The following is a 15380-nucleotide window of genomic DNA, read 5'->3' as shown; positions in this document are numbered from 1 at the left end:
CAATGCAAAACTTAAGGCATTCAGGAGTATGTTTCGAGGTGTAAGAGATACTACCTTTTTCCTATACAGAGTGATGAAATTGTATGCTTAAAAATGATTATCCCCCCAAGGATTCAGCTTGATCCGAAAAAACTTACTTCAAGAAAATTTAGAGTTTATTGATAGAAGTGAATATAGATTTTTATTAAATCAAGTTTTTAGAAAAAAACTCCAGTTAACAAAAGCCCCCTTACACAACCTATGTTTAAGAAATAATCAAGCGAATCCGATTAAAATTTCATGCAAATAATTTAACGAAAATAATATTTGGAGAGGAATGAATAACAAAGATTGAGGCTTAAAAAATTATAATTTCATAAAAAAAAGAAAGCCTAAGAAATTCGAGCGAATCCTTAGGCTTTAAAAAAACCTCTTTCGAGGTAAATCAACCTAAACCTTAACAAAGGTAATAAAATATTTTATTAAGTTCCAAACACTTATAAAAAAAAGACAAAACAATTAACTAATGGTTTATTAATATTCTGATTATCAATTAAATAAAATTAATAAAAAAAAGGTTTTCAAACGGGGAGAATGAAAACCTTCGATAACCAATTATAAACCTAAATTATGATACCACAAAGATAGTGTACTTTTTACACATATGCAAGTGTTTTTTTATTTTTTTTAATAAAAGTCTAAAACTCATCTCAGAATGCACCTCAACGCATATAATTCAATAAATATTCTACCCTATTTTAATCCGAATTGTATAAACAAAAACGTCAAGGTCATCCAAAACCTTGACGTCAATTTCAATTAGAAAATCCAAACTAAGTAAAAGTTTTTTAGAGCCTATGAAATAATTACCAATTAACTATTTAGCCCTATAAAGCTTTTGATGCATTTTAAATAGTTCATCTTTCGGTATTTTAATAACTTTACGATCGTACGTCATTAATCCATTTGTTTCTATTTCAACATCTGTGGTCTGCGTGTATACTGCACCCGAAAGCCCTAAGTCTATTAGACTTACCAATGTTTTAGTAAAGCTTTCATATTTCTCTCTCAATTCCTCTTTATTTTTGAAAGATTGATATCCCCAATTATCCTTTTGTTGCCAAGTGTGACTTTCAATTGGTAGACCTAATCCTCCAAATTCACCCAGTACTAAGACATAATCCTTACCATATATTGATGGATCAGGCATCACAGGTACAGGATAATTGTGGATATCAAAGATATCACCTGGCGCTTGATAATTACCACCACTAGCGCCATTAATCAATCTAGATGAATCATATTTACTTGTCCAATCTACGATTTCTTTACTTTTGAACTGCCCCCACGCTTCATTGAAAGGTACCCACACGACAATACTCGGAAAATTATGCAATTGATCCATTATTATCTTCCATTCTTTACGATAAATAGCTTCTGATTCTATAGACCTAATCTTATCTAATAAACCTCCACTTATTTTACCTGGATGCATATCCCACACATTACCTCCCAAATCACCACTCGGCATATCCTGCCACACCAATACACCTATGCTATCGCAATGCCTGTACCAGCGTGCAGGCTCAACTTTAATATGCTTACGAATCATATTAAACCCCATCTCCTTCGTCTTAATCACATCAAACTTCAATGCTTCGTCAGATGGAGCTGTATGCAAACCATCAGGCCACCATCCTTGATCTAACGGCCCGTAATGAAACACAAACTCATCATTCAAATACATACGCATGACACCTTGATTATCGGCTTTCTTGCTGATTTTTCGCATTGCAAAATAAGATCTGGCTTGATCTATCACTTTTCCGTTGCGAATAAGCCTTATTTTCAAATCATACAATTTAGGATTTGATGGACTCCATAGTTCTACATTCAGGAGAGATAAATACACATCCTCCCCTGCCTTTGCTTTCTGCGTAGCTACAATCTCTTTCCCATCCAATGCTTCAATTACTAAATGATCATCAAGTTTAGCTTCTGCAATATCAGCCTTAAATATCAATCGCTTATTGTCTACGTCTGGTGTATGTTTCGTATTAAGGATATATGTCTCAGGAACAGACTCAATCCATACTGTCTGCCATATTCCTGAAACTGGCGTATACCATATACCATGCGGGTTATCTACCTGCTTTCCTCTAGGCTGAGGCCCCTGATCTGTAGGGTCCCAAACCTTTACTGCTATCTCTTGCTTCGTACCTTTCACCAAATGAGCCGTAATATCAACATTGAACGCATTGAAACCTCCCTCATGAGTCTCTACCAATTTACCATTCACAAAGATTTCACTACGCCAATCTACCGCACCAAAATGCAACAATACCCTTCCTTTCCGCATAGAATTAGGAACAATAATATCATTATGATACCATAATACTTCATCTTTTGTCAATCGCTTACCAACTCCAGACAATGATGATTCTACAGAAAATGGAACCAAGATCTTACCATCCCATACCTTAGGTAGATCGCTCACTTCTTTAGCTGTTATTTTATAAGACCAAAGTCCATTCAGATTTTTCCAATTATTATCACGTACCAACTGCGGTCTTGGATATTCAGGGTGCGGTAGTTTTGGGTTTACTTTTTCTGCCCATGGTGTTTTTATCCGATCTCCTACAGGTGACCATTCTTGTGCATAATTAAGATAACACATGCTAGACATTGAGAAAAAAAGTAAAAAGAGTTTTCCTAAATTCATAATAATGATTTTACAATGGTAGCTTTTAAAAGCTTATAATATATAATAATACTAATTATGAATTGAGTGTACAACACTATACCATAAATAATATTATACCAAACCATCCATTCATTGGCACCATAATAAGCCACAAAGTGTAACTACAAAAACATAAATAAAAAAATATTCTACATTCTTCCACAGAAATAATCGAAAAACAAAAAGGTTTTCAAACGGGGAGAATGAAAACCTTCGATAACCAATTATAAACCTAGAATAAGGATACACAAAAATAGCAAATAATATTAAAAAACATAATTATAATACATTTTTTAATGCAAATAATTAAAAAAATGATTCTTTTGATAAAAAAACAGATCAATAAATAAAAAAACAACACTTAAAAACACGAAAAACAAAATAAATGACACAAAAAGAACAACAAAAATTAAAAAAACACAAAAAAAACAATAAAAATATTTTGTTTATTTTTGTAAAAAAGAAAAATCATGTTTACTGGAATTATAGAGACATTAGGAAAAATAAAAAATATCAAACACGATCAGTCCAACATACATTTTGAAATAGAATCAACACTATCAAATGAGCTGAAAATTGATCAATCTGTTTCTCATAATGGCGTTTGTCTTACAGTTGTTCAAATTCAGGATAATGAACACATTGTTACTGCAATTGATGAGACGCTAAAGAAAACTAACCTTGGTCATCTAAAAGTAGGTGATATTGTAAATTTAGAGCGATGTACACAAGCAAATGGTCGATTTGACGGACACATAGTACAGGGACATGTGGATCAAACCGCTGTTTGTGTTGAGCGTATAGATCAAGATGGAAGTTGGTTATTTACATTCCAATACGATGCTTCTTTACACAATATTACAGTTGAAAAAGGTTCTATCACAGTCAATGGAATTAGTTTGACAGTATTCAATTCGCAAATTGATCAATTCTCGGTAGCAATTATCCCCTACACCATCGAACACACCAATCTAAAAAACGTAAATATTGGTAACACTGTTAACTTAGAGTTTGATATCGTAGGAAAATATGTTTCAAAAATAATGGCTCTTAGAGGATAAGAGCCATTATTCATTAATCTAAGTAATTGCCTTGTCGCATTAACAACGCCCTATACTTATTAAATACGGCTGATTTTGAAATAAAACCTAAGTATTTGCCTGTTTTATCTATTACTGGTAATATCCAAACATCCTCACGATTCATTTTCTTCATTACCACATCCATATCTTCATCAAGACGAACGAAATCATTTGGTTTTTGTGCTAAAGTTCCAAAATTTCGATTCACCCCTTCCTCTTCACCGAGTAGAATAGAAAACAATCTTTCACTATATATTATACCTAAGAATTTTCCGTCCGATTCAACGATGGGAAAAATATTTCGTTTCGAGTGAATTATATCCGATTTACGATCACTAGGTTTTTCATTAGGTCGTAAGATTACAAAATTAGTCTCGATAATATACCGTAACTTCATCATGCTCAAGACTGTCCTATCCTTGTCTTCATAAGAAATCAAATCTCCAGAGTCTGCCAACACTTTAGTGTAGATGGAGTGTTTCATACCATTACGATTAATCAGATACGATATAGAAGCCACAATCATTAATGGAACCATCAAAGTATAGCTACCTGTTACTTCGGCTATCAAAAATATTCCTGTGAGTGGTGCATGCATAATACCACTTAATGCCCCCGCCATACCAGCCATCACAAAATTAGGAACATTCAATGTCGCGAGACCAGTCAAATTTACTCCATACGCAAAGGCAAACCCTAATAACCCTCCCATTACCAAACTAGGGCCAAACACCCCTCCGTTACCACCACTATTTACAGTTATCAATGCAGCCAAAGATTTTGCAAATAAGGTTAATACAGTATAAGCTAAAACTACCCAGCCTATATCTCGATAATCCGAAAAGAGGCTGTTCTGGACGACTGAATTAAACTGTCCGTCTAATATCTGTTGAATAGTCAAATACCCCTCACCATATAGTGCAGGAAAAATAAATATCAATAGACCTAACGATAGCCCACTAACCCACACTCGAATATAGGGACTATGGATTTTGATCATCCATTTTTTGACTTCTTGAGAAAGTTTAGAAAAATATATGGTATAGAGCCCAACAATAACTGCTAGCAGCAAATAAAAAAGAAGTGCATTAACTTCCCAATCCGTCACGCTGGTATAAAAAAGTGGCTCATTATATAAGATCTTTGAAATGACCGCAGCCAAAGCGGAAGAAATCAACAATGGTATCAATACTGGAATAGAAAATTCAGTCAATAAAATCTCTATTGAAAAAATCATTCCTGCCAGTGGACTATTGAAAGCTCCTGATATACCTGCAGAAGCTCCGCAAGCTAACAGCATCGTTACTTCCTTATAACTCAACCCAAAAAACCGTCCGATATTAGAACCAATCGCTGCTCCACTGTGTGCTATAGGCGCCTCTAAACCCGAAGACCCACCAAAACCTACTGTTAGGGCTGAAGTGATGATTTGTGAATAAATATTATGTGATTCTATCTTACTTGATTTGCGAGAAATCGCATAAATTATGGGTGTAATGCCATGCTCAAATTTTTTTCCACGTAGTACTTTGCGTAAGTATAAAACCGAAAGTAATATTCCTATCAACGGAAAAACGAGATACAAAGAGTATTTGTATTGCCACTCAATATCATCTTGCAAAAAAGAGGCTATGGAGTGAGTCATTCCTTTGAGTAATGCTGCTGCCACACCACCTACTATTCCCACAACAAAAGCAAGAATGATAATAAAGTTTCGATTCGAAACCCGTTGCATTCTCCATTTGTTTAATCGCTCCAATGTCGCCGTAAACCTACTCATGATTTATTTTATACATCAAAACCCATTACTTCTTTCTTTTTCTTAGACTTAAAACGCTCAGGAACGATTTCTAAAATTTCATTAATGAGTGTACTAACAGCTTGTTTCTTTACAAAATTTTGTGTTGTCACCACAGAAATTTCACGAACTGGTTCTGGAGATTTAAAATAACGAACATGACTTAACTCGTCTTCATTATAATTAACAATGCTCAACTCAGGCAAAATAGTCACTCCTGAATTAATATCCACCATGCGTTTCAAAGTCTCTACAGAACCGGTATTATACTCAAAAGTCCCTTCAAGACCATAATTGTGTTTGTAATTACAAATATTAAGCACCTGACCTCGCATACAGTGACCTTCGTTCAACAACCATAACTTCTCATCAGCAATATCTTCAGTACTCAAAATCTTCTTTTGAAATAAATCGCTTTTTTCGGAAACGTAGGCCACAAAAGTTTCGTAAAAAATTGGCTTCTCTACAATATTATTATCTGTCAATGGTGTGGAAAGTATACCACAATCTAAAATCCCTTGCTTCAACTCCTGCACAATACGCTCCGTAGTATATTCCCAAATTTGCAGTTTCACTTTTGGATACTTTTTCAAAAAAGCAGTAATCACGTCTGGCAAAAGATATGGCGCAACGGTAGGTATCACTCCCACACGCAGTTCCCCTTCGATCTCCCCTTTTTTTTCTTGCAAGATTTCGTTGATTTTTTTGCTTTCCATCAATACCACACGTGCTTGCTCGATTATTTTTATCCCCACTTCTGTAGGTACAACCGGCTGTCTACTACGATCGAAAATTTTAACACCAAGAGATTCTTCCAACTTTTGGATTTGCATACTTAGTGTTGGTTGTGTAACAAAACACTTTTCTGCTGCCGCTACAAAACTTCGATATGTATCTACAGCAACAATGTATTCCAATTGAACTAAAGTCATTCTATAAATTATTCTTATACAAAGATAAGAAACATATAAATAAAACACATAGAATTAAACTTTTTGCACTGACTAATACCCAAGAAGGCATTAGAAAAGAATTTGTATTTTTGAAAAAATTATATTTTTTATGAAAATTAATCTTAAGTCATCAATTCTACTTGCTCTTTTGTTAGGTTCGGCTGCGGTATTTACTGCCTCAATTCCAGACGAAGGAATGTTTCCATTGAGTGAATTAAGCCGTGCAGGACTAAAAAAAGCAGGTTTGAAAATCAGTGAAAAAGACATTTATAATCCTGGACAAATAGGTCTAGTGGATGCACTAGTAAGAGTTTCAGGATGTTCAGGATCGTTTGTTTCAGGTTCTGGACTCATCATTACGAATCATCACTGTGCATTTAGTGCAGTTCAATTCGCATCAACTCCACAGCATAATTATTTAGAAAATGGTTTTGTAGCTAGTACTCAAGAACAAGAAATTGAAGCAAAAGGTTTAACTATTCGAATTACAGATTCATATGAAGATGTATCTGTACGCATATTGAATGATGTAGCAAACATTGCAGACCCTATCCAACGTATTAATACAATAAATAAACTACGTGAAGATATAGCTAAAGAAGCTGAAGCCAAAGATCCAAGTATTAAAGCCGAAGTATCTGAAATGTTTATAGGTAAATCCTACGTTCTTTTCCGCTACAAAACGATTGAAGATGTACGTCTAGTCTATATTCCACGTCAAGATATTGGCGAATTCGGTGGTGAGACTGACAACTGGGTATGGCCGCGACATACAGGTGATTTCTCCTTTTTACGTGCTTATGTAGATAAAGATGGTAAACCAGCCAAATATTCCAAAGATAATGTACCTTACCAACCAAAAAAACACCTTAAAGTAAATCCAAAAGGTGTTGATGAAAATGATTTCGTGTTTATCTTAGGTTATCCTGGTCGTACCTTCAGACATAGACCAGCTCAATTCATCGAGTACCAGCAACAATTTTTACTGCCATTTACTTCTGAATTGTACGATTTTCAAAATCAACAAATGGCTTTGGCTGGCAAAAATGATAAATCAACTGAACTAGCATTAGCAACACGTATCAAACGTAATGCTAACGTTATGAAAAATTATCGTGGTAAATTGAAAGGTTTGCGCAATATAGATTTGATCGGAACTAAGAAAAAAGAAGATCAAGACTTAGCAAATTATATTAACTCTAAACCTGAACTGAAAGCGAAATACGGCACATTGATGCAGGATATTGATAAGCATTATCAATTGGTGCTCTCTGATGCCAACCGAGAACTTTGGTTTAACAATTTGTACTCTGGAATCCGAACATTACAAGTTGCTGGCTTAATTAATTCCTTCAAAACAGCTGTTTCCAATCAGCAAAACACTAGTGATCGTCAAAAAATATTTGATTTGAATATTGCCAATGTTAAAAAACAACTGGATGCTATCTACGAAAGTTATAATTTATCAGCTGATAAAAACATCGCAGCTCGTATGTTTTCGGAAGCTATCACGCTAACTGACAAACATACCATTCAAACAATTAAAGAAAAGAACTTCACATCAAAGGAACAGGCTGCTGCATATATTCAACAGGCTATTGATAAATCTAAATTAAATTCAGTCGAAAGTTTATATTCATCAGTATTGAATAATGTCAATTCATTGATTAATTATTCAGACGAGCTGTTGAATTTGCAAAAAGATTTTGGAAGTGAAATCATAATATACAGCGAAGAATTAAAACGTCGTGAGGGTGTTTTGAATCAACTAATGGGTGATTATGTTGCTGTAAAAGAAGTTTTTCAATCGAAAAATTTCATACCTGATGCAAACTCAACATTACGATTGACTTATGGTAATATCAAAGGTTACAGTCCTGCCGATGCAACATATATGGCCCCGTTTACAACAGTAAAGGGACTAATTGAAAAAGGAAATTCGGGTGATGCTGAATTCAAGTATCCACAACCTATCAAAGATGCATGGTTAGCGAAAAATTTCGGACCTTACACTAGAAAAGGTACAAACGACGTTCCGGTAAATATTCTATACAACATGGATACTACAGGTGGAAATTCAGGTTCACCAATTATGAATGCTTATGGCGAATTAATTGGGGTTAATTTTGACCGTTCATACGATGCAACTATCAATGATTTTGCGTGGAATGAAAGCTACAGTCGTTCGATTGGTGTAGATATTCGCTATGTATTGTGGATAGCCGACAAAATCGACAATGCACAGTTTATCATCAAAGAAATGGGAATATAAACTAAGAGGTGCTTCATGCACCTCTTTATATTTTGACTATATGACAAATTTGAAACATATTATTGCAACTACACTATTACTTTCTTCGCTAGTATCTTTTGGGCAATCAAAAATTAGTACGCAAGAAGCGTTCAAAAAAACTAGCAATAAAAAGGTTCAACTATTAGATGTTAGAACTACTGAAGAATACGGCAAAAAACATTTAAAAAACGCTGTCAATATAAATTGGATTAGTAAGGATAATTTTGAAAAGGAAACCAGTAAACTAAACAAGAAGAAACCAGTGTATGTATATTGCTTGTCTGGAGGACGCTCAAGCAAAGCTGCACAATATTTAACGGAGAAAGGATTCAACGTATTTGAAATTGATGGCGGAATCATGCAATGGGAAGCCGATAATTTGCCTTTAGAAGATTCAAAAATAAACTTATCCGGATTAAAATTAGATAAGTATAAATCTCTTATCAATAGCCACCCTATTGTATTAGTAGACTTTTATGCAGACTGGTGTGGTCCATGTAAAGAAATGGCTCCTATGATTGAAAGAATTGCTAAATCTTACAAAGACAAAGTGAAAGTCGTAAAAATCAATGTTGACGAAAACAGCACATTAACAAAACAACTAGGCATAACTGGAATTCCAAAACTTTATATTTATAAAAAGGGAAAAGAATCATGGTCGATGTCAAGTCTCACCGATTATGAAACGATTGAAAAAGCATTAAAATAACATGGCAACATACACTTTAATAATTGCAACCATATTTGGTAGCACCGCTATAATCCTTGGTGCGTTTGGTGCGCATGCCATTAAAAAATTAATATCAGCCGAAAAATTAGCTTCCTTTGAAGTTGGTGTACGTTACCAAATGTATGCCGCATTGCTACTTCTAATTTTAGGCTTTCAGTTTAACTTTGAATCTTTCAGTGAAAGACTTGCTGTTTATACCATTACCTCTGGAACGATTCTTTTTTCCTGCAGCATATATTTCTTGTCATTCGCAGAGTATTGGAAAAAGAATTTAAAATTTTTAGGTCCAATAACACCTCTTGGTGGATTATTGATGATTATTGGTTGGGGGGCATTATTGGTTTCCTTTATAAAATAAAAAGAGAGGCTTTCTTCGGAAAGCCTCTCAAAATTAACGATTCATCAAATATAATGCTTGCTAGATACTATAGTCCATTCTGGCCTACATAATATTTACCATTAAATTCAGCGTCTTCACCATAAAATACTTGAGTAATATATGATAAAGATTGAGCTGCAGTACTAACACCAGAGTTATTTGGTTTAATTTCTGTACCCCTAATATTAAAGATCATAAAATTACCATAACAATTAGTAACATTAGACTGTGCCCTAGACCTCAGTGTAGGACCATATACAGTTGGGCTTGAAAAATAATACGACCTTAAATTACCTTCAACAGATAGATTACCGTATTTATGATTAGAAATCCCTGCCCTTGGACCGCTAGTAATATTATAATCCGACCAATTTAGATCAATAAAATCATTTACTTTCTTCTTTGTGTCTTCATCTTCTGAAAAAGATGATAATGAATGACCATAATCATATAATGTTAGTAATTTATCAGGCATGATGTCTTTAAATGCACGCATAAAATAAAACACAGACTGATTGCCCTTTGTTGGTAAACTAGGTAAAACAGAATAATTGGCGTATTCTTCATCAATATCAAAGCCATCAATACCTAATTTATCTGCCCACATTTTCAACTCTTTTACAAAATCTAAAGCCTCATTATAGGATTGAAAATTGTAAAAACCGACCCCTTGATGATTTGGGAGAATATCAACAATCAATTTAATACCTCTATCTTTTAAAGGCTTAGTATATCGTACAGCATCTTTTACAAAAGGCTCCAATTTATCATTAAAATGTAAGTATCTCCTTTTTTTAATGGGATCATAATTCATATTTGCAGCAAAAATGACTATATAGTCAAATACAGGTTTCTTACTACCTTTCAATACAAAATTTGCCAAGTTGCGAATATCCCAATCATTAGTTTCAATATATCCGATCATTTTCATTGGCTCAGTGCGTAATACACAGTTACTCGCTAAAGTAGGCATAGCCTTTTTACTATTAGGAGATAATGCAGAATACGCCCCGTCCTTAAACACTTTAACCATATGGATCGCTGTCTTGCCCTCAAAGTTTACTTTAAAAGGAACCAAATAGAATCCAAATGCCAATTTATCAAAATTTTTGATTGTTAATTTTACATCAGCAGTAGACTTTCCTGCTTCTATTTTCACCGCATTAACCTCAAGATTTGTTTCTGGAAGAATAGCATATTCAGTAGTCAATAGATGTCTATTATATTCTGTGACAAGATTTGTTAATTCAGTCCTTGATGCTAAAGTTAAATAAGACTCTGATGCTGCCGGCTTATTGGATGTAAATACAAAATCATATTCTCCTTCGCGATCAATTAGAGTTGTCTCAGCAGACGGATTAATTTTATTTAATAAAGTGACACCATCTGAAGATGCAATTTCTAATTCACTTGCATCTTTTGAAGGTAATGTCATCTCTTGTGTACAAGAAAAGAACAAGAAAGACAATGACATTATGTATAAGATCTTTTTCATAATATTTATATTTATTATTGAATTGTTATTTCGCTAGCCTCTTTATAAAGCTTTATACTTTTTTGGCTTTTGTCTGCCCCTTGACCAAACATCGTCAACACACGACCATTACTAGAAGCATCCGGAATTGTCATACCATTTACCTCATTCATCTTCCAATAAGCATAAAGACCGCTAGAGCCTCCACCTACTCCCATCATACCATCTGAGATATCCTTTGCTGATCGCTCAACAGACCACAACCTCACTTCAGCAACTCTACCCCAAAAACCACGGTTATCATTATAACTTCTTCCTATAAAAAATTCATTTAATGCTCCTCCACCGTTACTTGTAGAATTAAGAACACCATTGATATAAACTTTTCTTGAAGTAGGTGTAACAACCAATGCTAAATGATACCATTTCCTTTCTGCAAATGGAGTAGTAACTCTAGAGCCATAACCATTCAAAATATTACCATCAACACCTGCGTCACCAAATCGAAGTAAAGTGGCACCTTCAGTACCCATTAATGAAGAAATTTGCACATCTCCAACATCTGTCGCATTTCTAAATTTCTCCGTATAAAACAATGACTCTATTGTAAATGTGCTTCCTATATCATTCACTTTAGACAAGTTTTTATCAATTTTCATATATACATCTCGAGTCAAAGCCAAAGATGTATTAACTACTGGAACTGATTTTTCAATTTTATAAAAAATTGTATTTGCTCCTGACAAAATTGAATAATTAGATGCTGATGTCAATTTAATAGCTAATAAATAAGGCTTATTGTTCTCTAACTTATCTACTATTTTGACTCTCAACTTACCTCTACTTGAACTTGTTGAACCTGTATCGATTTTAAGTGATGACGTAAAACTGAAAAGACTATCAGGAAAAACTTCATATGTAGTTCCATAAAGTTTATTGTAATTTGCTACATCTTCCGGCGAAGCTTTAAAGGTCAAATTGATTTCATCATTAGGATTAGGTTTAGCCAATCCAACCGAGTATTCCATTTCTTTAAACGAATTCAAATCAGCCTTAGTACCTGTCAAATCTTCCAGTTTTGAATACGCGGCTATTGCTCTATTATTATCCTTAATAGAATACAATATAGCTTGCTGATCGAATTTTTCACCACCATCAATTTCATTTTCTTGTTTACAAGATAGAATTGACAACGATAAAAAACACACTATTAATCCTTTAATTTTCATAACATTATATTTTCAACGTGAGAATTAATTTATTTTTTTAATACCATACCTAACTGTTGAATACGTTAGATTTCCACTCAAATTATGATAGTCTTTCTCCAAGTGTATATATGCCACACCTGCCTTGTTTGGAGCAGACCAATTTGTGATATCTAGAGAACGAGATAATATACCATTGGGACCAAAATAATCCGTGTCTGCAAAACCTTCTTCATCTGTTTCGCTTGATAAATCTACAGATGCAATAAATTTATTAGATGGAAAAAATAGTGCACTGTTCGAAAAATTTGCAAACGAGTTTACTGCCGTATTTTGATTATAAATCAACCAATCTGCAATTTTTGCAGCATTACTAATGACTTCTTGAGGGTTTTCAATAATCAAAATAAGTTTTTTACCTAATCCATTTTGAATATTACTGATATGATCACTTATTAAATTATCTACATCCTTATCTGTCAAAGTTCCCGACCGAATTGAAGGTAATTTGATACTGATTCCGTCAAAAGTTGAATTTTTCAATTGTTCAAGATTAGCCTTTAGCGGTTCAAATTTTTTATCAATAGTAGCTACAAAGAGTTTTGTATATTCTTTTTGAGCATCTATTAATTGATATTTATATATCGTATCAGATTGAGCCCTTCGTTGTGCAAATGTAGCTGATGGATTTTCTGCAACCCATTTTGCCAATAACTTGTCTCTTCTGGTACTTGCCGAATCTGTAGGATATGTATTTTTAGGTAAATCCTCACTAACTTCTTCTATTTCAAAAGAAGACAATACTTTTGTACCCTTGATTGACTGTACATTTTCAAGATCTTTCTGTTGGACTTCACTCAAATTTGAAACATCTCCCCTGATTATGATCATATCTAAACTATCAGGGGTGTGCATCAATTGACTCCCATCTTTGATCCCCCAATCATAAATAATACCTACAGCGATATTTCTATTAGCTAGATTCGACTTATAAGATAATAACTGGCTTGTATTAATACTTCTTGTTGGAACAATTACATCTATTGGCTCTGGTGTAATTTTATTACAAGATGCCATACCGAATAGCAAACTACATATTGCTAAATAATTAACGGCAAAAATTCTATTCTTTAAAAAAAATTTCATTTCAATATCTTTTTAAATTATTATTTAGACCACCAAAGATTTGTACCACCATTATCTGATCCTCCTAATAATGTTAATGCCTTCTGCATGACAGCTGGGCTTGTTGTAGATTCTTTTGTTGAATATGGGAGTCTACGCATACCTCCTACATCCTTACCACCCACTTGCGTTATATTACTTACAGCACCACCACTATTATTTGCCGCAGCTGGAATCATATTAGGGTAACCTGTTCTTCTCCACTCTGACCATGCTTCTACTGCTCCATAAGGATATAATGCAATCCACTTTTGTGTTATAATTTTAGATAATTGCTTTTCCTTATCACCTCCAGCATCAGCCCAACTAACAGTTATTTGTGAAGAAAAATTAACATTCATAGCAGTTGTTAATTGATCTGTTAAACTTCCACGTTTTGCTGTATTTTGCAAATATGTACCTGGAGAAGCTCCCCATTGTTCACATGATAAGTTTACACCTTGCGTGTATAAATCTCCAGCAGCCCCCCCCATTGACCATCCATTCAAAACACCTTCAGCTTTAAGAAAAGCAACTTCGGATGCCGTAATCCAACAAATTGGTGAATTCTGCGTAATATTTGGCTTTGAATAATTTGCCAAATTGTAGGTTGTAGGAGCTACAGTACCATTCCTAACTCCAAAATACTGTCTACCTGCAGTTCTATTAGATACAGCTGTAAAATACTTCTCACGTCTAGGATCAGAGAAAGCATTCATATATTCTGTTATCTCTGCATTAATTGCCGAATTCCCCCAATTATGGGTTACCTTAAATAAAGGATTATCTATAGTTGGTAATTGCGCATTGTCACTATTCGATGTAATAACCCCATTCTGCACAGCAAATTCTGCATACTCTTTTGCAAGAGTAGGTAGTTTGCTCGCCATACGAATACTCATTCTCAATAACAATGAATTAGCGTATTTAACCCATTTAGACATGTCGCCATCATATATCAAATCAAATGACTCGTATTGTCTATTATTAATATCAACAGCTTTCAGAGTTAAGACAGATTCTTTCAAATCTTCACACATAGCTTTGTACACTTCCTCTTGACTATCATAATCCGTATTTAGATTACCAGCTTTCATTTTACTGTAGGGTACTGGACCGAAGATATCAGTAAAATTATGTGATATAGCTACACGCAATATTGTAGCTAAAGCCAAAGGCAACTCTTTTTTATCACCTTTTGTTAAACGATAAATATCAAAATATGAACTATAAATCTTCGGAAAAGTATCATCATATATATAATCAACCCATGCATTTCGTGGGTTATATACTGGATAATCCGACCTAAAATCCATCCATTGTGTTGTATATCCAGCATATCCATTTATTCCCAAGTCAAGAATCATTTGATAAGAATTTTCTTGTTCGGGAACAATCAACTTTTGCAAAGCAAGTAATTGAGCCCCTCCCTTCGGAAGCCTATTCATTTCTTCCTCTGTCGCAGCATAAGGATTTCTATTTTCCTCAGCAAAATCTTTAGTACAACTCGTCGTATGAATTACAACGAATGCTAGAATGCTATATTTTAATATATTTAATTTACTCCTTTTCATGCG

The 15380-nt window shown here is 34.1% G+C and carries 11 protein-coding genes; 4 read left to right on the top strand and 7 right to left on the bottom strand.

All coding sequences use genetic code 11. The features are described 5' to 3' along the window. Window positions 1-856: 856 nt before the first annotated feature. The gene (locus IPZ78_RS09240; RefSeq protein WP_225552958.1) at window positions 857-2701 is read right to left on the bottom strand and encodes a glycoside hydrolase family 2 protein; all 1845 of its coding nucleotides are present in this window, start codon (window positions 2699-2701) and stop codon (window positions 857-859) included. A 491-nt stretch (window positions 2702-3192) separates the two neighbouring features. On the opposite strand from IPZ78_RS09240, the gene IPZ78_RS09235 reads away from it, so the two are divergent. Then, entirely contained in the window at window positions 3193-3783 is a 591-nt protein-coding gene (locus IPZ78_RS09235; protein WP_225552956.1) for a riboflavin synthase, read from the top strand. Between the two features lie 13 nt (window positions 3784-3796). On the opposite strand, the gene IPZ78_RS09230 is transcribed toward IPZ78_RS09235, so the two are convergent. Further along, window positions 3797-5584: a chloride channel protein gene (locus IPZ78_RS09230; protein WP_225552954.1), complete on the bottom strand. Its 1788-nt coding sequence runs from the start codon at window positions 5582-5584 to the stop codon at window positions 3797-3799. Window positions 5585-5592: 8 nt separating this feature from the next. Continuing rightward, a complete protein-coding gene (locus IPZ78_RS09225) occupies window positions 5593-6534 on the bottom strand; it encodes a hydrogen peroxide-inducible genes activator (RefSeq protein WP_225552952.1) in 942 nt (313 codons plus the stop codon). A 130-nt stretch (window positions 6535-6664) separates the two neighbouring features. Here IPZ78_RS09225 and IPZ78_RS09220 point away from each other — a divergent pair, with 130 nt between their 5' ends. Genes IPZ78_RS09220 through IPZ78_RS09210 form a run of 3 tightly spaced genes read left to right on the top strand, consistent with a single transcriptional unit; the run spans window position 6665 to window position 9936 of the window. Beyond that, a complete protein-coding gene (locus IPZ78_RS09220; protein WP_225552950.1) occupies window positions 6665-8827 on the top strand; it encodes a S46 family peptidase in 2163 nt (720 codons plus the stop codon). Beyond that, window positions 8793-9557, top strand: a complete 765-nt coding sequence (locus IPZ78_RS09215; protein ID WP_225552948.1) for a thioredoxin domain-containing protein — start codon at window positions 8793-8795, stop codon at window positions 9555-9557. The genes IPZ78_RS09220 and IPZ78_RS09215 overlap by 35 nt, the downstream gene beginning before the upstream one ends. A gap of 1 nt (window position 9558) precedes the next feature. Then, complete coding sequence (locus tag IPZ78_RS09210) at window positions 9559-9936, top strand: DUF423 domain-containing protein (RefSeq protein WP_225552947.1); 378 nt, start codon at window positions 9559-9561, stop codon at window positions 9934-9936. A gap of 67 nt (window positions 9937-10003) precedes the next feature. On the opposite strand, the gene IPZ78_RS09205 is transcribed toward IPZ78_RS09210, so the two are convergent. The 4 genes from IPZ78_RS09205 to IPZ78_RS09190 are packed head-to-tail and all read right to left on the bottom strand — an operon-like array spanning window position 10004 to window position 15377. After that, on the bottom strand, window positions 10004-11452 hold the full coding sequence (locus IPZ78_RS09205) for a BT_3987 domain-containing protein (protein ID WP_225552945.1): 1449 nt from the start codon (window positions 11450-11452) through the stop codon (window positions 10004-10006). Between the two features lie 14 nt (window positions 11453-11466). Then, the gene (locus IPZ78_RS09200) at window positions 11467-12660 is read right to left on the bottom strand and encodes a DUF1735 and LamG domain-containing protein (protein WP_225552944.1); all 1194 of its coding nucleotides are present in this window, start codon (window positions 12658-12660) and stop codon (window positions 11467-11469) included. Between the two features lie 24 nt (window positions 12661-12684). After that, the gene (locus IPZ78_RS09195; RefSeq protein WP_225552942.1) at window positions 12685-13785 is read right to left on the bottom strand and encodes a glycoside hydrolase family 18; all 1101 of its coding nucleotides are present in this window, start codon (window positions 13783-13785) and stop codon (window positions 12685-12687) included. A 20-nt stretch (window positions 13786-13805) separates the two neighbouring features. After that, on the bottom strand, window positions 13806-15377 hold the full coding sequence (locus IPZ78_RS09190; RefSeq protein ID WP_225552941.1) for a SusD/RagB family nutrient-binding outer membrane lipoprotein: 1572 nt from the start codon (window positions 15375-15377) through the stop codon (window positions 13806-13808). Between the last annotated feature and the right edge of the window lie 3 nt (window positions 15378-15380).

It is taken from the genome of Sphingobacterium bovistauri (genome assembly GCF_020295405.1).
In the GTDB taxonomy this organism is placed as follows: domain Bacteria; phylum Bacteroidota; class Bacteroidia; order Sphingobacteriales; family Sphingobacteriaceae; genus Sphingobacterium; species Sphingobacterium bovistauri.
This window is presented reverse-complemented; position numbering and strand designations above follow the sequence as displayed.